Consider the following 24,231-nt stretch of genomic DNA (forward strand, 5'->3'; position numbering starts at 1 on the left):
ACCTTCGTCTCAAAACTTTTCGTACAGACCCTAGCCCAGGTCCTGCGCCTGATGCCGTTCCGGCACCTGGCTCGCCTCGTCGCCCCACGTGCGGTTGACGCGCTGCCCACGGAGGACGGCCGGGCGCTTGGCAATTTCCTCGGCCCAGCGCTGCACATGGGTGTATCGCTGGGCGTCGAGAAATTCCGCGGCCCCGTACACGTTGTTGCGCACCAGTTGGCCATACCAGGGCCAGACCGCGATGTCGGCGATGGTGTAGTGCTCGCCGGCCAGGTAGCGGCTTTCGCCCAGGCGACGATCCAGCACGTCGAGCTGACGCTTGGCTTCCATGGTGAAGCGATTGATCGGGTATTCGAGCTTCTCCGGCGCATACGCGTAGAAATGCCCGAAGCCGCCACCCAGGTACGGTGCGGCGCCCATTTGCCAGAACAGCCAGTTCAGCGTTTCGGTGCGACCGGCCAGGTCGGTGGGCAGCAAAGCGCCGAATTTTTCCGCCAGGTAAAGCAAAATCGAGCCGGACTCGAAGACCCGGATGGCCGGCTCGACACTGCGGTCCAACAGGGCCGGGATCTTGGAGTTGGGGTTGACCTGGACAAAGCCGCTGGAGAACTGGTCGCCCTCGCTGATGCGGATCAGCCAGGCATCGTATTCCGCGCCGGTATGCCCCAGGGCCAGCAGCTCCTCCAGCAGGATGGTCACCTTCACGCCGTTGGGCGTGGCCAGGGAATAGAGCTGCAACGGGTGCTTGCCAACCGGCAAGGTTTTTTCGTGGGTCGGCCCTGCGGTAGGGCGGTTGATGCTGGCGAACTGGCCGCCAGATGGGGCGTCATTTTTCCAGACCTTGGGCGGAACGTAGGCCGCTTTGCTCATCGGGACATACCTCATCGTTTGGTGTGATCCCCCAGAGTCTACCGCTGTTCGTTCATCATCCGCGCCACTTCACCGGAAGCCTTGAGCTGCTCGAAAGCGTGCTGGGCCTTGGCGACGACGTCGTCCGGCGTGCTCAGGCTGAAGGCCAGGTGGACCCTGTGGGGTTGCTCGTCGAGGGTATAGACCTCTTCCAGGGAAGTGAACTCCACTTGGGCATCCTGGCTCATCAACCGCGCGGTATTTTCCGGCATTGGCACCAGCTGGACCTGGTGATTCAGCAGTTTTTGAAAGTTGTCGTGGTTGTTGCCCGACATGACCAGCCGGGTGAAGCCGCGCTGTTGCAAGTAGATCTGCTTGGCGTCATTTCGCACCACGCCGATGCTGTACTGCTTGGCGTCTTCGAGGTTGTTGATGGTGATGCCGTCAGTCCCACGCAATTTATAGAGCCGGCTCGCCACCCGATGGATTTCCCCGACCCATTTGAACAGCGCCTCGCGGGCCGGGGTGCGGTCCAACGGGAAGATCAGCACGTTCGGCTCGTGCAGCGCCTTTTCGTAGGCCCGGGCCCATGGGTACAACGACAGGCTGTAGTCAGTGAGCCCCGCGTCCTTGAGCGTTTGCTCGGCGATGCGAATGCCGGGGCCAGCGACCTTGTCGTCACGCTGATAGGCGTACAGGGAGTCTTCGGTGATCACTTCGATCGTTTCGGCGTGGCTTTTCAGGCTGATCAAGGCGAGTAGCAGGCATGAGCAGAGCGACAGGCGATTGTGCATATACAAACCTCGTGGCATGCGATGGTTTTACAGGGCGACGCAGTCGCGGCCCTGGTGTTTGGCCCGGTACAGCGCCTGGTCGGCGCGTTGCAGCAGTTGATCGAAATGCCCCATGGTTTGCGGCTCCAGTTCGGCGACGCCGATGCTCACGGTGACGAAAGGCGAGACCTTCGAGCCGCTGTGGGGCAGTTCACGCGCCGCCAGGGCTGTGCGCAATCGCTGGGCGGCTTCGCAAGCCTGGGTGGTGTCGATGTTGGGCAGGACCACGACGAATTCTTCGCCACCGACGCGAGCGGTAAGTTCGCCGGAGCGCCCAAAGACACTGCGCAGGGTCTTGGCGATCTCTTTCAGGCACTGGTCCCCCTGCATGTGGCCATAGGTGTCGTTGTAGATCTTGAAGAAATCGACATCGCACATGAGCACGGCCAGCGGGGTCTGGTGGCGGATCGCCCGGCGAAACTCGACTTCCTTCAGTTCGTCGAAATAGCGACGGTTGGCCAGGCCGGTCAAGGCGTCGTGACGCGACAATTCTTCGAGGGCCTGGTTGGCTGCCTTCAGTTCAGCGGTGCGCGCCTCGACCAGTTCGGCCATTTGATCGCGGCTGGCGGCCAGGGCCAATTCGTCCGAATGCTGGCGCTCCAGGTGGGCATGGAGATTGTCCTGCAGTTCATTGACTTGGTATTCGAGCAAGCTCAGTTCGTCCTGACGGTGCACCGTGCGTTGCAACTTGAGGTGATGCTTGAGGGTCTGCGGTGCGAGTTCGCCCAGGTGCCGGGCGATGTGCACCACGTGCACGGTCACCAGGCGGTTGAACATGGTCATGATCAACCCGGCCAGCAACAAGGACTGGATGATCTGGGTAATGACGATGCTGCGGGCTTCGCCCCAGAGCCGTTCCCAAAGCAGGTTATGGTCGCCTTCGATGGTCAGCTCGCCGACTTTTTCATGGGCCCCGGCGTAGGGCTGGGCGATGAGCTGGCGATGCAACACCGGCACCACGCCCGATTGCGCGACGGTGTATCGATTGCGCTCGATGACTTCAGGCGCTTGTCCGGGGCGCAGGATATTCAACACCACACGGCCCACGGGAGCTGCCGTGGCGACACTGCTGATTTGCTGGTCGAGGGACTCGCGGTCCATCTCCCAAATGGCGTGGGCAAGGGTGTTCTGGAATACCTGGTCGATCAGGGCCAGCTCCGAATTCATTTCCGCCAGGTTGTTTTCCCACGCCTGCCAGGTACGCCAGGTGACCATCGCCAGGGTAAAGAGCAGGCAGAACAACAGCGTCGCCAACACCAGGCGCCGGCCTAGCGAGCTGAGGACCCTGGTCTGGGGTCGCGGGGGGGACACCGTGCGGAAGTCGTCACCCATGTCATAACCATTTGCGCACGATGGCATCGTAGACGCCATTGCGACGGATGGTTTCGAGGCCAGCGCGGAATTTCTCCACGGTCTCGGTCGGGGTCTTGCGGCTGAATGCCATGCTGAAGCCCCCGGCGCTGCTCAGTTCGGGAAGCGGCAGCGAACGGACCAGCACTTTGTCCGGGTCCTCGCCGTTCTGGCGAGTCATGTACAGCGCGTTGAGTTCATTGGAAATCCACAGCTCGACGTGGTCGACCTTGAGCTTGCGGTAGTTGTGTTCGTACTTGGTACTCGACTGCAATTCTTCGCCGATGCGAAAACCCTTCGAGATCAGGTATTGCTCGCCGACATCCTGATTGACGGTGGCGATCTGGTGACCATGGGCATCGGCCAGGGAGTTGAGTCTGACCGGCCGGTCCGCCAGTGAGTACATGTACCACTGCGTCGGGGCAATAGCGCCTACCCACTGGAAAAGCCCTTCACGGGCAGGCGTGCGGACGATCGAATAGATCAACACGTTGCTTTCATTGAGCGCCAGTTCGTAGGCCCGGGCCCAAGGCATGGGTTGGATAGGCACGTCCATGCCGACTTCCTTGAGCACGGCCTGGACCACTTCGGTGCTCATGCCGGTCACGCGACCGTCCAGCGTCATGTTGTAGGGCGGCAGCTCCTCCGTCACGATGCGCAGCGGTGCCTCGGCCGCGCAAGCGTTCGCGGCGAGGCACATCAGGACGCCCCACATCAGCAGGCGATTGAGAAGCGGCAAACCCATCGACCATTACCCTATGCAACCAGCAGCGCCCAGGGAGGCCTGGGCACTATCACTGTCAGGGTTATCGGCCGGGCTGACGGCTGCTTGAGTCCAATCTGTCGAAACGGCAGGCTTGTCAACCCCCTGGCGCAATCAGCCGTTCAACAGCGCCATCGTCTGCGCCGCGTATCGATCGCCCGCCACCCCACCTTCGCCCGTGAAAATCTCATCCAACCGGGCCAGTTCATCCGCGCTCAATACCACCGAAGCCGCTGCCACGTTGCTCTCCAGGTACTTGCGCTGTTTGGTCCCCGGGATCGGGATGACCTGCTCGCCCTGGGCCAATACCCAACCCAGGGCCAATTGTGAAGCGCTGATGCCCTTGTCCAATGCCAGCGCCTTGACTCGCTCCACCAGCGCCAGGTTGCGATGGAAGTTGTCTGCCTGGAAACGTGGGCTGGAGCGGCGATAGTCATCGGCGGCGAAATCCTCCGGCGACTTCAGCGCGCCGGTCAGAAAACCGCGGCCCAGGGGGCTGTAGGCGACGAAGGCAATGCCCAGGCGCCGACAGGTCTCGAGCACGCCATTGTGTTCGGGCTCGCGGGACCACAATGAGTATTCGCTTTGCACCGCCGCCAGGGGATGCACGGCGTGGGCCCGTTGGATGGTCTCGGCGCTGGCTTCCGAGATGCCGATGTGGCGGACCTTGCCGGCCTTGACCAGCTCGGCCATGGCCCCGATGGTGTCTTCGACCGGTACTTGCGGGTCGATGCGGTGCTGGTAATAGAGGTCGAGGTAGTCGGTGCCCAGGCGCTTGAGGCTGCCGTCGATTGACTGTCGGACGTATTCGGGGCGGCCATTGACGCCTCGGGCATGGGGATCGCTGCTGCGCACCAGGCCGAACTTGCTCGCCAGATACAGGCCCTCTCGCTTGCCACGCAAGGCCCGTCCGAGCAGTGCTTCGTTGGTGTGCGGGCCGTACATGTCGGCGGTGTCGAACAGCGTCACGCCCAGTTCCACGGCGTGGTGAAGCGTGGCGATCGCTTCTTTCTCGTCCACACCGGTGGTGTAGAAGTCCGACATGCCCATGCAGCCCAGGCCGATGGAGGAAACGTGAGGGCCGCGATGGCCGAGTTGGCGGGTTTTCATGTTGATAGCTCCTGGAGATGAACGACCCGTGCAGTCTCCGGTAAACGGATGTATGGATAAATCTACGATTTTTGATTTAACTATTCGCAATATCTGAATAGTGAGGTGGGCAGTGGACCGATTGCAGGCCATGCAGGTGTTCCGTCGTATTGTTGAACTGGGTGGGTTTGGCAAGGCGGCCGATGACCTGGGTTTGCCCCGGGCCACCGTCAGTTTGTTGATCCAGCAATTGGAAGCCCACCTGGGCGTACAGCTATTGCAGCGCACCACGCGGCAGGTGCGGGCTACGCTCGACGGCCAAGCCTATTACCAACGCAGCGGCCAGTTGCTGGACGACCTCGATGAGCTCGAAAGTTCGTTGTCGGTGCAGCGCAGCCAGCCGCGCGGCACCTTGAAGGTCGACATGCCCATCGCCTTTGGTTGCAGTTGGATCCTGCCACGGCTGCCGGATTTCTATCGGCGCTACCCAGCCTTGCAACTGGACATGGGTTTTCATGACCACCAGGTCCATTTGCAGCGCGAGGGCGTGGATTGTGCGATCCGCGCCGGCAACATCGTTGACCAGGCCCTGGTGGCGCGTCCTATCGTGCGCCTGCATCAACTGACGTGTGCCAGCCCCGGCTACCTCGCTCGCGCCGGCACGCCCCGGCAACTGGAAGAACTGACGGGGCACCGGGCAATTGGTTTCGCGTCCGGCAACGGGCGGTTCTTCCCGTTCGAATTCGAAGTGGCAGGGCAGGTGCGCGAAGTGCAAATGCCCAGTGAGCTAGCCGTCAACAACGCCGACGCCTACGTGACGGCGTGCGAGGCGGGATTTGGCCTGATCCAGGTGCCGCGTTACCACGTCCAGCTTCAGTTGGCCGAAGGCCGGTTGGTTCCGGTGCTGGAAGCATACAGCGTACCGTCGTGGCCGATTTCAGCGGTCTACCCACCCCATCGGCAACTGTCGCCCCGGGTGCGAGTGTTCATCGATTGGGTGATCGAGCTGCTACACGGGGAGGCGGATGCGCAGCCCGCGTTGATGGAGAGGATCTAGAGCGATCTCAGCTCGCCACAGGCGCTCGGTGTCATGGCCTCATCACGCCTTGACCCACCGTTGACGACTCCAGCCGCTCAACGTATCGACCGCAAAAACCAGCAGCAGCATGGCCAGGATCACGGTGCTGCCCTGGGCTTCCTGGAACAGGCTGAGGCTGACGTAGAGCATTTGCCCCAGCCCGCCGGCACCGACGAAGCCGAGCACGCTGGCCATGCGGATGTTGTTTTCCCAGCGGTACAGAATGTACGCCAGCAACTGGGGCATGACGTTGGGTAGCGTGCCGTAACAGAACGCCAATACGGCATTGCCACCTTGCAGGCGGATGGCGTCGGCCGGTTCAGTGGGGGTGTTTTCCAATGCCTCGGCAAACAGCCGGCCGAGCACGCCGGTGGTGTGCAGGGCCAAGGCCAGGGTGCCGGCATTGGGCCCGAGGCCGGCGGCCAGGACCATCAGCGCGGCCCACACCAGTTCGGGCACGGCGCGCAAGGCATTGAGCAGCAGGCGTGAAGCGCTCTGCAAGGGCCAGCCGAAGCGTCCGGCGGCGGGCAGTGCCAATAGCAGGCCGAAAACCGCCGCGAGCAGGGTGCCGAGGGCCGACATGGCCAAGGTTTCCAAGGCGCCATGGCCGATCGCTTGCAGATGGCCCGGGCTCAGGTCCGGGCTCAGGAAACGTTGGGCGTAGGCACCCATCCGGCCGAGGTTGCCGCTCTCGCCAAGCTCGCCCAGATCGACACCCAGGTAGACGAACGAGGTGACGATCGCCGCCCCCAGGCTCAGGACAATGAGCGTGTTGAGCAGGCGATTCACGTCAGCCTCCAGCGCAGCAGGCGGCTGAGTTGATCGGCCAGCAGCACCAATATCAGGAACGTCAGCAGCAGGCTCGCGACTTCACCGCCGGCAAACATGCGCAACGACAAGTCCATCTGCTGGCCCAGGCCGCCGGCACCGACGAAACCCATCACCACCGAGGCGCGGATCGCGCATTCCCAGCGGTACACCGTGTAGGACAGCAGTTCCGCCGCGACATTGGGCACGATCCCATAGCCGAAGGCGCTGAGTCGGCCGCTGCCGGCCTGCAAGAGCGCGTGCATCGGTCGTTGATCGACCGACTCGTAGATTTCCGCGTAGACCTTGCCCAGCATGCCGCTGTAGGTAATGGCGATGGCCAGCACGCCGGCCGTGGGGCCGAGGCCGACGGCGCGCACGAAGAGCAAGGCCCAGACGATTTCCGGCACGCTGCGCAGGAAGATCAGCAGCCCGCGCACGGGCCAGCGCAGCCACTGGCCCCAGCGGCTCGGATGACCGGCCCGGGACGCCGCCGACAATGACAATGCCCGGCTGGCCAGCAGGCTGGCGGGCACGGCCAACAGCAACGCCAGGGCCATGCCGGCAGTAGCGATGGCCAGGGTTTGCAGGGTGGCTTGCCACAGCAGGCCAAGGAATTCGTCGCCATGGGCAGGCGGCCAGAAAGCCGCTACGAACCGGCCCATCTCGCGGCGGCTGTCGCTGGTCACCCACACGCTGAGGTCCAGTTCGCTGAGCCGGACACCCGGCCACAGCAGTACGAGGGCCAGCAGGCCGAGCAACAGGCGAGGGCGGGTGGCGGGGTCTCGGGTATCGCGTGTCAGCATCGGGGGATCTGCACGGTCAGGGGCGAGGGCGGCATGGGCGACGACTGCAACTGTTCATTGGCGTAGAGCGCGTCGAGCAATGGACGGTCGACCGCCTCGGTGGGCAGATCGAACAGGACTTGCCCCTCGCGCAGGCCAATGACCCGCGAAAAATGCGCCAGCGCCAGGTCCACCGCATGCAGGCTGGCGACCAGGGTGACGCGGTGCTCGCGGGCATGCCGGCAAAGCACCGACAGGGTATGTCCGGCCAGCATCGGATCCATCGCCGAGACCGGTTCGTCGGCCAGCAACACCTCGGGCGCCTGGTACAGTACCCGGGCGATGCCGACACGTTGCAGTTGTCCGCCGGACAGTTGCTGGCATTGGGCGAACAACTTCTCGCTCAGGTCCAATCTGGCCAGGGCCGCGCGCGCGCCCGGTACATCCAGGGGCAGCAGCAGGTTCAACAGGCTCCTGCCGAGGCTCCACTGCCCCAGCTTCCCGGCCAGCACCGCGGTGACCACGCGTTGGCGCGGCGGCAGGGGTGGTGCTTGATGGACCAGGCCGATGCGTGCCCGCAGACGCTGGCGCCGGCCGGAAGACAACTGCCAGGCACGCTCGCCGAGCACCTGCACGTCGCCCTCGACCGGTCGCAGGGCGGTTGCCAGCACATGGAGCAGGCTTGATTTTCCCGCGCCGGACGGGCCGATGATCGCCACCTGTTCGCCCGCGCCGATGTGCAGGTCCACGCCACGCAGCGCATGGACGCCGTTGGCGTGGGTGACGCGGACCTGGGCCAGTTGCAGGGTCATTTGAGCAGTTCGGCGGCGCGCGCGGCTTGCTCGATGCCCTGGTAGTTCTCAGGCTTGGTTTCGATGAAGCGGCTGGCGGCCTGCAAATCGAGGATTTCCTTGTCCTTCGGGTTGGCCGGGTCGAGCGCCAGGAAGGCGGCTTTTATCTTGGCTGCCAATGCGGGGTCGAGGGTCCCGCGCACGGTCCAGTTATAGTCGAAGTACGCCGGGGTGGTGGCGAAGACCTTGACCTTGGAGGTGTCGACCTTGCCGGCCGCGACCAGTTTTTCCCAGACGCTGGCGTTCAGTACCCCGGCGTCGACCTTGCCGGCCTGGACCCAGGCAACGGTGGCGTCATGGGCGCCCGAATAGCCCACGCGGCTGAAATAGCTTTCTGGCTTGATACCGTCCTGGAGCATGAAATAACGCGGCATGAGGCTGCCGGAAGTCGACGACACAGAACCGAAGGCAAAGGTCTTGCCCTTGAGGTCGGCGAGGGATTTGACGTCAGGGTCGGCGGTGATGAACTTGCTGGTGAACTGGGCATCCTGTTCGCGTTGCACCAGCGGGATGGCATTGCCGGTCTTCAGGCGCGCCTGGACGAAGGTGAAACCGCCCAACCAGGCCATGTCGATCCGGTCAGTGGCCAACGCCTCGACCACGGCCGGGTAGTCGCTCACCGGCACGAACTCGACTTTCATGCCAATTTGCTGCTCCAGGTAAGCCCCCAGCGGCTTGAATTTGCGCAGCAGTTCGGTTGGTGCCTCATCGGGAATCGCGCTGACTTTCAACGTATCGGCGGCCAGGGTCAGCAGGCTGCAAAAGGACAGGGTCACGCCGACGGCCAATGCCAGGGAACGCTTGAGCATGGAAAATCTCCGGTATCAGGAAGGCAAGGGAGGGTGCAATATCGCGCAGGATGATGCACCGCAGTGTGAGGGTAGACGAAGGGGAGCGATATTAACCGTTTCTGGCCGAACAGATGAATGTCGGTGAATTGACACACAGCTCAACCAGACTGGTCATCCTGTGGGAGCACAGCTTGCTGGCGCTAACCCCTCCTGCATTCAGGCCGATCCCCGTGCAACGCGTCGCCCAGGAGCCAGGGGATTGCGTGAATGGGGCTTTTCGCTCTTTCGATATGCGGTCAGTGAAGGCACAATGCGCATCCTTTTTTTTGGCTCGCCTTGCCGGAGGCCGCGAAAGTGATCAAAACGCCGTACTACCTCATCGACAAACAGAAGCTGCTGGCGAACATGCAGAAGATCGCCTACGTACGCGAGCAGTCCGGGGCCAAGGCCTTGCTGGCGCTCAAGTGCTTCGCCACCTGGTCGGTGTTCGACCTGATGCAGCAGTACATGGACGGCACCACCTCGTCGTCGCTCTATGAGCTCAAGCTCGGCCGGCAGAAGTTCGCCGGCGAGACCCATGCCTACAGCGTGGCCTGGGCCGACGACGAAATCGAAGAAATGCTCGCGAACTGCGACAAGATCATCTTCAACTCCATCGGCCAGTTGCAGCGCTACACCGAGGCGTCGGCCGGCAAGGTCCGTGGCCTGCGGGTCAATCCGCAAGTGAGCAGCTCCGATTACCTGCTGGCCGACCCGGCGCGTCCGTTCAGCCGCCTGGGCGAATGGGATCCAGTGAAGGTCGAGCAAGTCATCGAGCAGATCTCCGGCTTCATGTTCCACAACAACTGCGAGAACGACGATTTCGGTCTGTTCGACCAGATGCTGGGCACCATCGAGGAACGTTTCGGTCATCTATTGCATAAAGTCGAGTGGGTCAGCCTCGGTGGCGGGATCCATTTCACTGGCGAGGGCTACGCCCTGGATGCCTTCTGCGCACGCCTCAAGGCCTTCTCGCAGAAATACGGCGTACAGGTCTACCTGGAGCCGGGCGAGGCCGCGATCACCCAGAGTGCTTCGCTGGAAGTCACCGTGCTCGACACGCTTTACAACGGCAAGCACCTGGCCGTGGTGGACAGCTCCATCGAAGCGCACATGCTCGACCTGCTGATCTATCGCCTGAACGCCAAGCTGGCGCCGAGCGAGGGCGAACACACCTACATGGTGTGCGGCAAGTCCTGCCTGGCCGGAGACATCTTCGGCGAGTACCAATTCGATCGTCCGCTGTCCATCGGCGATCGGCTGTCGTTCATCGACGCAGCGGGCTACACCATGGTCAAGAAAAACTGGTTCAACGGCCTGAAAATGCCGTCCATCGTAGTGAAACAACTCGACGGTAGTGTCGAGGTGGTTCGCGAATTTGTTTACGACGACTACCTGTCCAGCCTCTCTTGAGCGGACAGAAGGAGACCTGAAAAAATTGAAGAAGAACGTACTTATCATTGGTGCAGGAGGTGTCGCCAAGGTGGTGGCCCACAAGTGCGCGCAGCACAACGACGAACTCGGTCGTATTGCTATCGCGTCGCGCAACATCTCCAAATGCCAGGCCATCATCGACAGCGTCAAGGCCAAGGGTAGCCTCAAGCAACCCGCCGACATCAAGGCCTTTGCACTGAACGCACTGGATGTCGAAGCGACCAAGGCGCTGATTCGCGAAACCGAGTCGCAGATCGTCATCAACGTCGGCTCCGCTTTCCTCAATATGTCGGTGCTGCGTGCCTGCATCGATACCGGCGTGGCCTACCTGGACACCGCCATCCACGAAGAACCGGGCAAGGTCTGCGAGACGCCGCCCTGGTACGGCAACTACGAGTGGAAACACCTCGAGGAATGCCAACAGAAGAACATCACCGCCATTCTCGGCGTCGGCTTCGACCCGGGTGTGGTCAATGCCTATGCGGCATTGGCGCAGCAACAGTATTTCGACCGCATTGATTCGATCGACATCCTCGACGTCAATGCCGGCTCCCACGGCAAGTATTTCTCCACCAATTTCGACCCGGAAATCAATTTCCGCGAATTCACCGGACAGGTGTGGAGCTGGCAGGACAGCCAGTGGACCAGCAACACCATGTTCGAAGTCAAGCGCACCGACGACCTGCCGGTCGTAGGCTCGCATAACCTGTACCTGACCGGCCACGACGAAGTGCATTCGCTGTCGAAGAACCTCGACGTGCCGAACGTGCGTTTCTGGATGAGCTTCGGCGAACACTACATCAATGTGTTCACCGTCCTGCGCAACCTCGGTCTGCTCTCCGAGCAACCGGTCAAGACCGCCGAAGGCCTGGAAGTCGTGCCGCTGAAAGTGGTCAAGGCCGTGCTGCCTGACCCGAGTTCGCTGGCGCCGGGCTACACCGGCAAGACTTGCATCGGCGACCTGGTCAAGGGCACCAAGGATGGCCAGGCCCGCGAAATGTTCATCTATAACGTAGCCGACCATGAGGACGCCTACGCTGAAACCGACAGCCAGGGCATTTCCTACACCGCCGGCGTACCACCGGTGGCCGCGGCCTTGCTGGTCGCGCGTGGCGAATGGGACGTGCAGCGCATGGTCAACGTCGAGGAGCTGCCTGCCGAGGCGTTCCTCAAGGCGCTGGACGTCATGGGCCTGCCGACGCGCATCAAGGATGAGCATGGCGATCGTCCTTGGGACCAAAACGCCTGAGGCCTTTGCCCGGTAGTTAAAAAATGCCCCGTATCGCAAGATCCGGGGCATTTTTCGTTGTGGCTTCGTCAAGGTGAACACGCGCCACAAGAGTTTTCCGGTATCCAAAGAAGATCTGGCCCGTTGCCCCCACACACTCGTTCGGTGTGATCTAAGCTCCAAGGAGAATTACACCAGCAGGGGGTTTCCATGCGGAGCGTTCCTGAAAACAGTCTGAAAAAAGCACTGAAGGCCTGTAGAGACAGTTTCATTTCTGTCGGCTTTTTCAGCCTATTCATCAACGCGCTCATGCTGGTGCCGACCTTTTATATGCTCCAGGTGTACGGTCGGGTCATCACCAGTGGCAGCCTGACCACCTTGGCCATGCTGACGCTGATCCTGACCGGGCTGGTGGTCACGCTGGGTTTCCTGGAATGGATCCGATCGCGCATCATGGTCCGGGTCAGTACCCGGCTGGACGTGCTGCTCGGTCGCCAGGTCTACAAGGCCAGTTTCAAGCGGGCCCTGGACAGTGGCGGGATGGACGCTTCGGCCCAGGCGCTGAACGATCTGACCGGCCTTCGCCAGTTTCTCACCGGCAACGGCTTGTTCGCGTTCTTCGACGCGCCGTGGTTGCCGATCTACATCGCTGTGATGTTCATGTTCCACCCCTGGTTCGGCTGGGTGGCGACGGGCAGTGCCCTGTTGTTGCTGGCGCTGGCGTTTCTCAATGAACGACTGACCGGCCCCACGCTGGCCCAGGCTAACCGCGAGAACATCGGGGCAACGCTGCACACCACGAAAAACCTGCGCAACGCCGAAGTCATCGAGTCCATGGGCATGCTCGAAACCCTGATGGAACGTTGGGGGCGGCGGCAGAAGAGCATTCTGTTGTTGCAATCGCAGGCCAGCGACAGGGGCGCGGTGGTCAGTACGTTTTCCCGCACGTTCCGGCTCCTGGTGCAATCCTGGGTGTTGGGGTTGGGGGCGTATCTGGCGGTGGATCATCAAGTGGGGGCCGGCATGGTATTTGCCGGCTCGGTGCTGTTGGGACGTGCCCTGGCGCCCATCGACCTGATCATCGGTAGCTGGAAAGGTTTCATTGCGGCCCGTTCCCAGTACAACCGCCTCCACGACATCCTCGCCAAACAACAGGCGCAACCCGAGCGCATGCCATTGCCAGCGCCCCAGGGCCATGTGCAGGTCGAGAACCTGATGGTCATGGCGCCTGGCTCGAAAACCCCGATCATCAAGAACATCAGCTTCAGTACCCCGGCCGGTTGCGTGGTGGGAATCATCGGTCCCAGCGCAGCGGGCAAATCGACCCTGGCCCGGGCGTTGATCGGCGTCTGGGCGCCGCACAATGGCGTGGTCCGCCTTGACGGTGCGGACATCAGCGCCTGGGACAAGCATGAGCTCGGGCCGCACATCGGTTACCTGCCCCAGGACATCGAACTGTTCGAAGGCACGGTCGGCGAGAACATCGCGCGTTTTGCCGAGGTCGATTCGGCGAAAGTCATCCAGGCGGCCCGGATCGCCGGGGTCCACGACATGATCCTGCAATTCCCCGACGGCTACGACACCGTGATCGGCAGCGAGGGCATCATGCTCTCGGCGGGGCAGCGCCAGCGTATCGGCCTGGCGCGGGCCCTGTATGGCAACCCGCGGCTGATCATTCTCGACGAGCCCAACTCCAACCTGGACGACGTCGGTGACCGCGCCCTGGCCGCAGCCATTCATCAACTCAAGCAGAGCGGCGCAACGCTGTTTGTCATCACCCACCGCACCAACATCGTGTCGCAACTTGACCGGCTGATGCTGCTGAACGCCGGGGTGATCAGTCTCTACGGGCCACGCGAGCATGTGCTGGCCGAACTCAACGCGCAGCATCCACAGGCGCATACGCAAGCCATGCCAGCAGGAGTGGGCATGGCTTCGGTCGTTACCAGTAAAGGTGATACCGATGAACCCCACAGTGCCCATCCGCCAAATTGAAAACGCCAGCGAACTGCCAACTTCCGATCACAAGATTCGCCGCCTGGGCATTGGCATTGTAGGGTTGACCTTCGGGTTGTTCGGCACCTGGGCGGCGTTTGCGCCACTGGATGGCGCCGCCTATGCCCCTGGGGTTGTCACCGTGCAGTCCTACCGCAAGACGGTCCAGCATCTGGAAGGCGGCATCGTCAAGGCCGTGCTGGCCCGTGACGGTGACATCGTCAAGCAGGATGACCCGCTGATCGTCCTGGACGATGGCCAACTGCGCTCCGAATACGAAGTGACCCATAACCAGCTGATCGCGGCCAGCGCCATGGAGGCCCGGCTCAAGGCCGAGCGTGACCGGCTGCCGGCGATCGGCTTTGCCCAGGTGGTGGATGCGAGCAGCCCGCGGGGCGTCGAGGCCGTGCAGGGTGAAACCCAGGTGTTCAATGCCCGGCAGGGCTCGCGCCTGGGGCAGATCGCCGTGCTGCGTGAGCGCATCGGGCAGTTGCAGCAACAGATCAAGGGCCTGGAGTCGATGATCGGCGCCAAGGTTAATTTGGAGAACTCCTACAGCGGTGAAATCGGTGAACTGAGCGAGCTGCTCAAGCAAGGCTTCGTCGATAAGCAACGCTTGCTTGAGCAGGAGCGCAAGTTGGGGTTACTCAAGTCGGAGGTGGCCGATCACCGCTCGATGATCAACAAGACGCGGCTACAGATCAACGAAACCCAGTTGCAGATCCTGCAAGTCGACAAGGATTTCGACGCCGACGTGGCCAAGCAACTGGCCGATGTCCAGACCAAGCTCTACGACCTGCAAGAGAAAACCGCGGCGCTGGAGGACCGGCTCAGCCGCATCGTGATCCGCGCGCCCGACGCAGGCATGGTGATCGGCATGACCGTGCACACCATCGGCGGGATCGTGCGCGCGGCGACGCCCTTGCTGGACATCGTGCCGTCGATTTCCGAACTGGTCATCGAGGCCCAGGTGGCCCCGGTGGACATTGACCGCATTGGTATTGGCAAACGGGCCGACATCCGCTTCAACGCGTTCAACAGCGCCACCACGCCAGTGATCGAAGGGGAGGTCAGCAGTGTCTCGGCTGACCGCTTGACCAATGAAAAGACCGGCGCGGCCTATTACCTGGCACGGGTCCGCGTGACCGATAAAGGCGTGCGCACCTTGGGCGAGCGCAAACTGGTGCCGGGCATGCCGGCGGACGTGTTGATCATCACCGGGCAACGCACGCTGTTGCAGTACTTGATGCAGCCGGCCCGCAATGCCCTGTCTCAATCATTGATCGAGGAATGACCATGGATGCGTCTGCAGTTCTGTTGGGGGGGATATTCATGCTGGCGGCGGGGGCCGTCGGGGCGCAAACCGATGCAGCGAAAACGCAGGAGGCCAGACCGACCGAGGTCAGCGCCTCGACGTTTTCCACCGACCTCGTGCAGTTGTACCGCGAGGCACGGCTGGAAGACCCACAGATACTGGCTTCCCACGCCCGGGCGCAGGCGGGCCAGGAGCATCAGAGCGAGGCTTTTGGCGCCTTGCTGCCGCAGCTGTCGTTCAATGCCGGGACGAACCGTATCCACCAGGAAAGCGACCTGGTGCAGCGCAGCTTCGACAGCGAAAGCTACGGTCTGGTGTTGCGTCAGTACCTCTACAACAAGGCCGCGTGGGAGAACTATCAGAAGTTCAAGAGCCTGGCCAAGCAGTCTGAATCCCAGGCGCTGGATACCCAGGCCGAGGCCACGGTGGAATTGGCGCAGCGTTACTTCACCGCGTTGGCGGCCGAGGATGAACTGGAGTTGGTCAAGGCCGAGCGTCTAACCACCCAACGGAGCCTGGACCGGGTCAACGCGTTGTACGAAAAGCAGATGGCCCTGGTGACCGATCAGCTCGACCTCAAGGCCCGGGTGGATCTGCTCGCCGCGCAAGAACTCGACGCCCGCAACCAGGCCAGCCTCAGTCGCGAGGCGCTGGCGGAAATCGTCGGTCGACCAGTGAAGGAAAAGCTCAATCGGATCCGCGATGACGTGAAATTGCAGGTGACGGCGCAAAGCCTGGAAAGTTGGGTGCGTGACGGCATCGCGCTGAACCCGGCGCTCAAGGCCAACGAAAGCGGCGTCGAAGCGGCGGGCGCGGCGTTGCGCAGCGGCAAGGGCGGGCACTATCCGACCTTGAGCCTGAACCTCAGTGCGCAACAAACCAACGAGGGCTACAACAACTCCCTGGCGCCGCGCACCGACAGCTACGTCGCCGGTATCGGTCTGCAAGTGCCGCTGTACAGCGGCGGCTCGACCTCGGCGCGGGTCCGTGGGCTTTACCAGGACCAGGTGGTTGCCGAGCAGGAGCTGGAGGCGATCCGGCGGCGGGTGGTCAAGGAGATCACCAATGCCTACCTGACCGCCAATTCCAACGGCGAGAAGATCGGTGCGAACCGCCTGGCCCTGGACTCGGCCCAGCTGTCCAGGGTGGCGGCGGAGAAAGCGCTGAGCTATGGCATGGTCAATTCCGTCGACGTATTGGCCAGCGTACGCAATGAGTTTCGCGCCAGGCGCGACTTGCTCAAAACCCAATACGAGTTCCTCAGCAATGTACTGACCCTCAATCGGTGGGCTGGCAAGCCGCCGGCGCAAAGCATCGAAAGCGTGAACGCCTGGCTGAGCCCGACCGGCGCTCGCCAAGCCGTGCTGGCGCCCTGATCGCGTCGGCTAATTGACGGCATTATTTCACTTAGCAAAGCTGTTGCACCGTTCGTCGTTTAATTGACGATGCGGTCGCGATGGCTTTTGCGTCGTGATCGTTGATTGACGTCGCCAATGCCTTGATTTTTCGAGCAATAGACAGCGCCGACAGCCCGTTGCCATCGAGCGACGTCCAAAGGGTGAGGTCCGGCGCCGGAGCTCAGGCGTGACGGGCTGGCCTAGACTCAGCCTAGAGCTTGAGAGGGGCACGTTATCATGTGTAAGTTGTTGATAATTATTCCCATGGGCGGTGCCGAAGGTCTTTCTGTTCTTTCCCGACCTGCCACTACTTCCGACACGGTTGTCGTCACCCTGGGCTTCCAAGAGGGGGCATAACCATGATGTCGGATCACAGAAAACCCATACGTGTATTGTTGGTCGATTGTCGTCCGCTGGTGCTCATGGGGCTTCACGATCTGATCAATGCCAGGAAGCCGCGCATGGAAGTCAGCGGCCAGGCGTCCACCTACACCACTGCGTTGAATCTGGCCGATCAGTTGCGTCCCAATGTGATTTTTTTCAGTTTCTTTCCCGATGCGCTGGATCCACTGGAAGTCGTGGCGCAACTTACCCGCAGCCCCGGTATGAAGCTGCTGGTGCTCAAGGGTTTGTACGAGGCCGTCCCGGCGGCCCAGGCGATAGAGGCGGGCGCCCGGGGTATCGTGTTGGCGGAAGACCCGACGGAATCGATCGTCCGGGCGATCCTCACGGTCCACCACCATGACATCGGCATGGACCGGGCCTGGGCCGATGGGCTGTGCGGCTACGCGGCCAACGGGCATGTGCCCTTGAGGTGCAACCTGGAACAGGCGAAACAGGCACGGTTGACGTTGCGTGAGCGGGAGCTGATCCACGCGATCGTCGGCGACCCGTCGGCCAAGTACATCAGCATCGCCGAGCGCCTTGGCATCAGCGAGCACACCGTGCACAACCACCTGAGCAACATCTATCAGAAGCTCGAACTGATCAACCGGATGGACTTGCTGATGTACGCGCTCAAGCACGGGCTCACCAACCAGGAGCAGCCGCCTGAGTCGACGTGGGTGGAGTTGGATTGACCTTCAGGTGAGTGGGTGAAAAAACAATGCGCGGGTGGTTCCTGAACCACCCGCGCATTTTTCAAGGCCTGACCGCTATCAGGCGCCCATGACTATATCGGTGTTGAGCACGTCCACTCCGACCAGGGTGATGGTGGTGGTTTGCCCGCCGGTCTCGGCAACGGTGACGATGCTGTCGGCACCCGTGTTGTCGATCGACTGGACCACCGCCGTCGGGTCGCCGTTGAGCACCAGGGTGTCGCGCTGGCCCGCCGTCGTGTCGAAGCCGGTGACTTGGTACTTGTTCTGGGTGAACGTCAGGTCGACGTTGAACGCGTCACGCTCGCCACTGGTGCCGGCCAAGGTGAAATCGAACTGGGCGTTGGCCGCGTCGTTGGCGAACAGGTTGGCGTCAAACGAACTCGTAGCCGAGTCGCCGTCCTTGTCCGTCAGTGTCGCGTTGAACGTCAGCTGGACATCGCTGGCGAGGTTTTCGGTTTCCTGGATGAACTGGATCACCGGGATCTTGATCGCACCACGGCCCATGGTCAGTTGGACCGCGTCGATCAGGGCCGAGCCTTCTTTCTCGATGGTGAAAGACACCTGTCCACCGGCCTCTGGCGTGAGGGTGTTGACCTCGGTGAGGTTGGAGAACGTGCCATCCTCGTAGTAGACCCTGAAGTACAGGTCCTCGGTCGCGGTGTTGTAGCCGGCCACGGAGTTGTCGATGAAGATCTTCATGCCCGTGAGCAGGCTTTCCGGGTTGATCACGAAGCTTTCATCGGCCGCGCCAATGGCCACCAGGTTGTCGCCTTGCAGCAGGTTGTTGGCCACGCCGATGCCGGAGGTGCTGACGTTCATCGCCGCCGGGTCGATGTACGATGGCAGTGGGTTGGTCTGCAATGCGGCTTCGGTGGGGTCGGGTTTGCCGAGGCCGATGCCGCTCAGGATGTCCGCCGTCGAGGCCAGCGCCTTGGCGGAGAAGAATACGATCTCTTCGGAGGTGGACGGGATGGTCGGGTCAGTGGTTTCCGGGATCAACAACGTACGCACTGAATCCGGGCCGCCGGCATCGAGTGAACCGTCGGCACTGCTGCGCACGATGGTCGAGGCAAAGCCTTGCACCAGGTCGAGGGTGTAGTGGCCGTCGTCATAGGCGGTCAGGGTGTAGTCGACGCTGGTGTTGGCGGTGGCGGCGTTGTTGTCGAAGTCACCGGTCAGCGTGCCGGCGAAGTGATACGCGCCGTTGGCGTCCGGTGACGGCGACTGTTCGACGAGCGTGCCGGTCCCGGTGGTGGTCGTGTCGTCTGGCCGGACCAGGGTGAACTGACCGTTGACCAGCGAAATATCCAGGCCCGCCGCACCGAGTCCGTCGGCGCCGGCCGCCTTGCTCCAGTAGCCGGTTTGCGCCAGCACGCTGCCGGTGCCGATCAGGTTGCCGAACGCCAGCGCCGGTCCATCGTCCTCGAACACCAGGTTCTGCCCAATGTTCAACGTCGCCTGGGCGCTGTCGCCGTCCTTGTCGGTCTTGGTGGCGACCAATGTAACCAGGTTATCCGCGGTCAGGCTCGTGGCGTCGTCGGGGTTGTTCGGGTTGGGGTGCATCACGGCCCGCAGTTGATCGAGGGTGACGTCACCGTTGCTGGCGACGCTGACGGTGAACACCAGCAGGTTGCTGCTGGCCGTGCGGCCTTCCACCACGCCGCCGTTGAGTGACAGGTTGACGGCTTGACCCGTGGCCGAGTCGGTCAACCCCGAGGCACCCGCCACCATGCCAAGGGCATAGGTGAGCGTGCCGGCCCCATCAGCGCCAAACGCCGAGGTGAAGTTGGCCGCGAAGTTTTGGGTGTCGTTGGTGGCCAGCACCGTTTCATCCACCGTCAGCGTCGGTTCCGTGCCGGTGGTGCTGATGCTAGGCCCATCGTCCTTGAACACCAGGTTCTGGCCGATGTTGAGTGTGGCCTGGGCACTGTCGCCCTCCTTGTCGGTGATGGTGGCGATCAGCGTGACCAGGTTGTCCGAGGTCAGGCTCTTGGCATCATCGGGATTGCTCGTGTTGGGATGGACCACCGCGCGGAGTTGATCGAGAGTGACGTCGCCATTGGTGGCGACACTGACGGTGAACACCAGCACGTTGGTGGTCGCGGTGCGGCCTTCGACCACGCCGCCGTTGAGCGACAGGTTGACCGCTTCACCGGTGGCCGTGTCGGTCAACCCCGAGGCGCCCGCCACCACGCCGAGGGCATAGGTGAGCGTACCGGCGCCGTCGGCGCCAAACGCCGAGTTGAAGTTGGCCGCGAAGCTTTTGGTGTCGTTGGTGGCCAACACCGTTTCATCCACCGTCAGCGCCGGTTCCGTGCCGGTGGTGCTGATGCTTGGACCGTCATCCTTGAACACCAGGTTCTGGCCGATATCGAGGGTGGCGTGGACGCTGTCGCCGTCACCGTCGGTCTTGGTGGCGGTCAGGGTGACCAGGTTATCCGCGGTCAGGCTCTTGGAGTCATCGGGGTTGGTGGTGTCAGGGTGGACCACCGCGCGGATCTGGTCGAGGGTGACGCTGCCGTTGGCCGCGACGCTGACGGTGAACACCAGCACGTCGGTGGTCGCCGTTCGGCCTTCCACCACGCCGCCGTTGAGCGACAGGTTGACCGCTTCGCCGGTGGCCGTGTCGGTCAACCCCGAGGCACCCGCCACCACGCCTAGCGCATAGGTGAGCGTACCGGCGCCGTCAGCGCCGAACGCCGAGGTGAAGTTGGCCGCAAAACTCTGTGTAGCATCGGTCGCCAACACGGTTTCATCCACCGTCAGCGTGGGTTCCGTGCCGGTGGTGCTGATGCTCGGCCCATCGTCCTCGAAGATCATTTTCGAGCCGATTTCGGTTTTTGCCAGGGACGCCTGGACCAAGGTGAAACCGCCGATGTCGAAGTCGGCGTGGTTCGTCCCCTTGGCGTCGATGGCTGCACCGTTTTCGATCAGCACGCGGTTATGGGTTTGTGTGGTGGTGTATTCGATCTGGTAGCCGGCCTTGACGCCGGTGATGGTGGCAACCCCGCCGTTGAAGCTGATGGCTATGGATGTGTCGTTTACAGAGCCGTCCGAGTTCTCGATCACCAGCCCGGTGCTGATGTTGATGACCCGAACATTGGTGATGGCGACTGCGGCATCGCCTGCGTAGCCATTAATGAAATTCACTCCAGGTTCGGCGGCGGTGTTGAATGCGCTGATTTTCACCACGGCGCTCTTGCCGCTTTGCAACTGTACGATGTCGAAGTTGGCCATCTTCGCGTTGAAGACGCTGGTGAAGTCAACGTTGGCCTCGACGTCTGCTTCGTTCTGATCCAGGTTGGGGATGGTCACGTCCTGCCGGGCACCGGTGACGAAGGTAAAGCGGATGCCTTCCTGTTCCACGATCATCTGGTTGTTGGTGCCGAAGGTGGTGGGCCCGCCGGCCTGGCTGGTGTTGATGGTGTCGCCGGTGGTGATATTGGCGCCGCTGGACTGGTCGGCCGGGTCTTTACCGGTGGCGATGATGGTGGGATCGGTGATCCGGGTGACGCCGTTGACCACTTCAGTGTTCGGGTTCGCCGTGGTGAACATCAGGAACAGGTTTTGCCCGGAAGGTGCGTTGGCGAGGCTGAATTCCAGATCCTGGCTGGCACCGATGAAGACCTTGTCCAGCAGGTTGACCGGGTCATCGGGGTTGCTGGTGTCCGGGTTGCTCAATGCTTGGTATTGCACGGTCCAGATCTTGCCGCCGGAGACCGGTGAGCCGGTTTCTTCGATGTAGGCGGCGAACACGATCGCACCGCTTGGCCCGCCGGCACGACCCAGGACGATATTGTCGTTGGTATCGGTGTAAAGCAGGATGCTGGTGCCGCCGAGTGTATCGAGGCCGCTGTCCACGCCGTCCAGTGGTGCGCCGGTAGTGCCGACGAAGCTGATGTTGGTGATGGTCGCACCGGGCGCGGCGCTGACGGTGAAGGCGTTGCTACCGGTGTTGCCGCCGGCACTGGTGTAGCCACTCAAGGCCGCACCCGTTGCAGTGCCTGCTCCAAGCGCGGTCAGGCGGGTGGAGAAGGTCGAGGGCAGGGCCGTCAGCAATATGTCGTTGTCGTCAGCGTCGCCTGCCGGGCTCGGCGTCGCGGTAGCGTTCTGCAAACCGGCGGTTTCATCCAGCGTCACGTTGGTGCCGGTCGCCGTGACGCTCAAGGCGGTGGCGACAAAGGGTGTGAAGAGGGTGGTCGTATTACCTGTCAGCGAGGAATCTTGTTCTTGGACAGTCATGATGGGCTCCGAACAGTGGCGGTCATCGAGGTCTGACCGTTGACCAGTGTTCGCCACTATGTAAAAGCGCGGCGTAATGCGCATCGACCGATACTCCCAGGCGGGCTAGGAGTTTCAGGCTATGAATCTGGCGCGTTACACCCACCGGGTTCGTAAAACAAAGCGAGGGTGGTTTCCAGGCCACCCTCGCAGGTTTCAAGCGACGCGAGGTATCAGGCGCCCATCACAATGTCGGTGTTGAGCACGTCCACCCCGACCAGGGTGATGGTGGTGGTTTGCCCGCCGGTCTCGGCAACGGTCACGATGCTGTCGGCACCCGTGTTGTCGATCGACTGGACCACCGCCGTCGGGTCGCCGTTGAGTACCAGGGTGTCGCGCTGGCCCGCCGTCGTGTCGAACCCGGTGACCTGGTACCTGTTTTCGGCGACCGTCAGGTCGACGTTGAACGCATCACGCTCGCCGCTGGTGCCCACCAAGGTGAAATCGAACTGGGCGTTGGCCGCGTCGTTGGCGAACAGGTTGGCGTCGAACGTACTGCTGGCTGAGTCGCCGTCCTTGTCCGTCAGTGTTGCGTTGAACGACAGCTGGACATCGCTGGCCAGGCTCTCGGTTTCCTGGATGAACTGGATCACCGGGATCTTGATCGCGCCGCGGGCCATGGTCAGTTGGACCGCGTCGATCAGGGCCGAGCCTGCTTTCTCGATGGTGAAAGACACCTGGCCGCCGGCCTCCGGTGTCAGGTCGTTCACCTCGGTGAGGTTGGAGAACGTGCCATCCTCGTAGTAGACCCTGAAGTACAGGTCCTCGGTCGCCGTGTTGTAGCCGGCCACGGAGTTGTCGATGAAGACTTTCATGCCCGTGAGCAGGCTTTCCGGGTTGATGACGAAGCTTTCATCTGCGGCGCCGATGGCCGCCAGGTTGTCGCCCTGGAACAGGTTATTGGCGACACCAATACCGGAGGTGCTGACGTTCATCGCCGCCGGGTCGATGTACGACGGCAGCGGGTTGGTCTGCAACGCGGCTTCGGTGGGGTCGGGCTCGCCGAGGCCGATGCCGGTCAGGATATCCGCCGTCGAGGCCAGGGCCTTGGCGGAGAAGAACACGATCTCCTCGGAAGCGGACGGGATGGTCGGGTCATTGGTTTCCGGAATCAACAACGTGCGCACCGGGTCCGGGCCGCCGGCATCGAGAGAGCCGTCGGCGCTGCTGAGCACCAGGGTCGAGGCGAAGCCCTGCACCAGGTCCAGGGTGTAGTGCCCGTCGTCATAGGCGGTCAGGGTGTAGTCGACGCTGGTGTCGGCGGTGGTGGCGTTGTTGTCGAAGTCACCGGTCAGCGTCCCGGCGAAGTGATACGCGCCGTTGGCGTCTGGTGACGGCGACTGCTCGACGAGTGTGCCGGTTCCGGTGGCGGTGGTGTCGTCTGGGCGGACCAGGGTGAACTGACCGTTGACCAGCGAAATATCCAGGCCCGCCGCGCCCAATCCATCGGCACCGGCCGCTTTGTTCCAGTAGCCGGTTTGCGGCAGCACGCTGCCGGTGCCGATCAGGTTGCCGAACGCCAGCGACGGCCCGTCGTCCTCGAACACCAGGTTCTGGCCGATGTTGAGGGTGGCCTGGGCGCTATCGCCGTCCCGGTCGGTCTTGGTGGCGACCAGCGTGACCAGATTGTCCGAGGTCAGGCTTGTTGCGTCATCGGGGTTGTTGGGATTGGGGTGCATCACGGCCCGCAGTTGATCGAGGGTGACGTCAGCGTTCGCGGCCACGGCGACCGTGAACACCAGCAGGTTGCTGCTGGCCGTGCGGCCTTCTACCACACCGCCGTTGAGCGACAGATTGACCGCCTCACCGGTGGCAGAGTCGACGAGCCCGGAGGCGCCCGCCACCACACCCAGTGCGTAGGTGAGGGTGCCGGCCCCATCAGCGCCAAACGCTGAGGTGAAGTTGGCCACGAAGCTTTTGGTGTCGTTGGTGGCCAGCACCGTTTCATCCACCGTCAGCGTCGGTTCCGTACCGGTGGTGCTGATGCTCGGTCCGTCGTCCTTGAACACCAGGTTCTGGCCAATGTTGAGGGTGGCCTGGGCGCTGTCGCCGTCCTTGTCGGTCTTGGTGGCGACCAGGGTGACCAGGTTGTCCGAGGTCAGGCTCTTGGCATCATCGGGATTGCTCGTGTCGGGATGGACCACCGCGCGGAGTTGATCGAGGGTGACATCAGCGTTGGCGGCCACACTGACGGTGAACACCAGCAGGTTGGTGGTTGCGGTGCGGCCTTCCACCACGCCGCCGTT

Annotated in this window: 18 protein-coding genes; 7 read left to right on the forward strand and 11 right to left on the reverse strand. The window is 62.4% G+C overall.

The annotated features are described in order from the left end of the window. Positions 1–30: 30 nt before the first annotated feature. The 5 genes from yghU to N4Q37_RS14725 all read right to left on the reverse strand — a co-directional run bounded on the left by yghU (position 31) and on the right by N4Q37_RS14725 (position 4,905). Positions 31–870 (reverse strand): glutathione-dependent disulfide-bond oxidoreductase, encoded by an 840-nt coding sequence (yghU, locus tag N4Q37_RS14705; RefSeq protein ID WP_260958731.1) that lies wholly within the window; start codon positions 868–870, stop codon positions 31–33. 38 nt (positions 871–908) lie between these two features. Beyond that, entirely contained in the window at positions 909–1,643 is a 735-nt protein-coding gene (locus tag N4Q37_RS14710) for a substrate-binding periplasmic protein (protein ID WP_260958732.1), read from the reverse strand. A 27-nt stretch (positions 1,644–1,670) separates the two neighbouring features. Continuing rightward, on the reverse strand, positions 1,671–3,014 hold the full coding sequence (locus tag N4Q37_RS14715) for a diguanylate cyclase (RefSeq protein ID WP_260958750.1): 1,344 nt from the start codon (positions 3,012–3,014) through the stop codon (positions 1,671–1,673). Position 3,015: 1 nt separating this feature from the next. Beyond that, a complete protein-coding gene (locus N4Q37_RS14720; RefSeq protein ID WP_260958733.1) occupies positions 3,016–3,777 on the reverse strand; it encodes a substrate-binding periplasmic protein in 762 nt (253 codons plus the stop codon). A gap of 132 nt (positions 3,778–3,909) precedes the next feature. Continuing rightward, positions 3,910–4,905, reverse strand: a complete 996-nt coding sequence (locus tag N4Q37_RS14725) for an aldo/keto reductase (protein WP_260958734.1) — start codon at positions 4,903–4,905, stop codon at positions 3,910–3,912. A 112-nt stretch (positions 4,906–5,017) separates the two neighbouring features. On the opposite strand from N4Q37_RS14725, the gene N4Q37_RS14730 reads away from it, so the two are divergent. Continuing rightward, entirely contained in the window at positions 5,018–5,941 is a 924-nt protein-coding gene (locus N4Q37_RS14730; protein WP_260958735.1) for a LysR family transcriptional regulator, read from the forward strand. A 42-nt stretch (positions 5,942–5,983) separates the two neighbouring features. On the opposite strand, the gene phnE is transcribed toward N4Q37_RS14730, so the two are convergent. Genes phnE through N4Q37_RS14750 form a run of 4 tightly spaced genes read right to left on the reverse strand, consistent with a single transcriptional unit; the run spans position 5,984 to position 9,214 of the window. Further along, entirely contained in the window at positions 5,984–6,751 is a 768-nt protein-coding gene (gene phnE / locus N4Q37_RS14735) for a phosphonate ABC transporter, permease protein PhnE (RefSeq protein ID WP_260958736.1), read from the reverse strand. Next, positions 6,748–7,575: a PhnE/PtxC family ABC transporter permease gene (locus N4Q37_RS14740; protein WP_260958737.1), complete on the reverse strand. Its 828-nt coding sequence runs from the start codon at positions 7,573–7,575 to the stop codon at positions 6,748–6,750. Before N4Q37_RS14740 ends, phnE begins: the two co-directional genes overlap by 4 nt. Further along, positions 7,569–8,366: a phosphonate ABC transporter ATP-binding protein gene (locus N4Q37_RS14745; protein ID WP_260958738.1), complete on the reverse strand. Its 798-nt coding sequence runs from the start codon at positions 8,364–8,366 to the stop codon at positions 7,569–7,571. Before N4Q37_RS14745 ends, N4Q37_RS14740 begins: the two co-directional genes overlap by 7 nt. After that, positions 8,363–9,214 (reverse strand): putative selenate ABC transporter substrate-binding protein, encoded by an 852-nt coding sequence (locus tag N4Q37_RS14750; RefSeq protein WP_260958739.1) that lies wholly within the window; start codon positions 9,212–9,214, stop codon positions 8,363–8,365. The genes N4Q37_RS14745 and N4Q37_RS14750 overlap by 4 nt, the downstream gene beginning before the upstream one ends. 336 nt (positions 9,215–9,550) lie before the next feature. Between N4Q37_RS14750 and nspC the strand changes: the two genes are divergently transcribed. The 6 genes from nspC to N4Q37_RS14780 all read left to right on the forward strand — a co-directional run bounded on the left by nspC (position 9,551) and on the right by N4Q37_RS14780 (position 17,683). Next, complete coding sequence (gene nspC, locus N4Q37_RS14755) at positions 9,551–10,648, forward strand: carboxynorspermidine decarboxylase (protein ID WP_260958740.1); 1,098 nt, start codon at positions 9,551–9,553, stop codon at positions 10,646–10,648. Between the two features lie 25 nt (positions 10,649–10,673). Then, positions 10,674–11,918 carry a saccharopine dehydrogenase family protein gene (locus N4Q37_RS14760; protein ID WP_260958741.1) on the forward strand — a complete coding sequence of 415 codons (1,245 nt, stop codon included), beginning with the start codon at positions 10,674–10,676 and terminating at the stop codon, positions 11,916–11,918. A gap of 189 nt (positions 11,919–12,107) precedes the next feature. Next, positions 12,108–13,892 (forward strand): type I secretion system permease/ATPase, encoded by a 1,785-nt coding sequence (locus tag N4Q37_RS14765; RefSeq protein ID WP_260958742.1) that lies wholly within the window; start codon positions 12,108–12,110, stop codon positions 13,890–13,892. After that, positions 13,861–15,186 carry an HlyD family type I secretion periplasmic adaptor subunit gene (locus tag N4Q37_RS14770; RefSeq protein ID WP_260958743.1) on the forward strand — a complete coding sequence of 442 codons (1,326 nt, stop codon included), beginning with the start codon at positions 13,861–13,863 and terminating at the stop codon, positions 15,184–15,186. Before N4Q37_RS14765 ends, N4Q37_RS14770 begins: the two co-directional genes overlap by 32 nt. 2 nt (positions 15,187–15,188) lie before the next feature. After that, the gene (locus N4Q37_RS14775; protein WP_260958744.1) at positions 15,189–16,583 is read left to right on the forward strand and encodes a TolC family outer membrane protein; all 1,395 of its coding nucleotides are present in this window, start codon (positions 15,189–15,191) and stop codon (positions 16,581–16,583) included. Between the two features lie 383 nt (positions 16,584–16,966). Continuing rightward, positions 16,967–17,683, forward strand: a complete 717-nt coding sequence (locus tag N4Q37_RS14780; protein ID WP_260958751.1) for a LuxR C-terminal-related transcriptional regulator — start codon at positions 16,967–16,969, stop codon at positions 17,681–17,683. Positions 17,684–17,761: 78 nt separating this feature from the next. On the opposite strand, the gene N4Q37_RS14785 is transcribed toward N4Q37_RS14780, so the two are convergent. Beyond that, positions 17,762–21,946, reverse strand: coding sequence for a DUF5801 repeats-in-toxin domain-containing protein (locus N4Q37_RS14785; protein ID WP_260958745.1), 4,185 nt, complete (start codon positions 21,944–21,946; stop codon positions 17,762–17,764). A gap of 212 nt (positions 21,947–22,158) precedes the next feature. Next, the coding region (locus N4Q37_RS14790) for a DUF5801 repeats-in-toxin domain-containing protein (RefSeq protein WP_260958746.1) at positions 22,159–24,231 on the reverse strand (2,073 nt) is incomplete at its 5' end.

This window comes from Pseudomonas citri (assembly GCF_025336485.1).
Lineage (GTDB): Bacteria > Pseudomonadota > Gammaproteobacteria > Pseudomonadales > Pseudomonadaceae > Aquipseudomonas > Aquipseudomonas citri.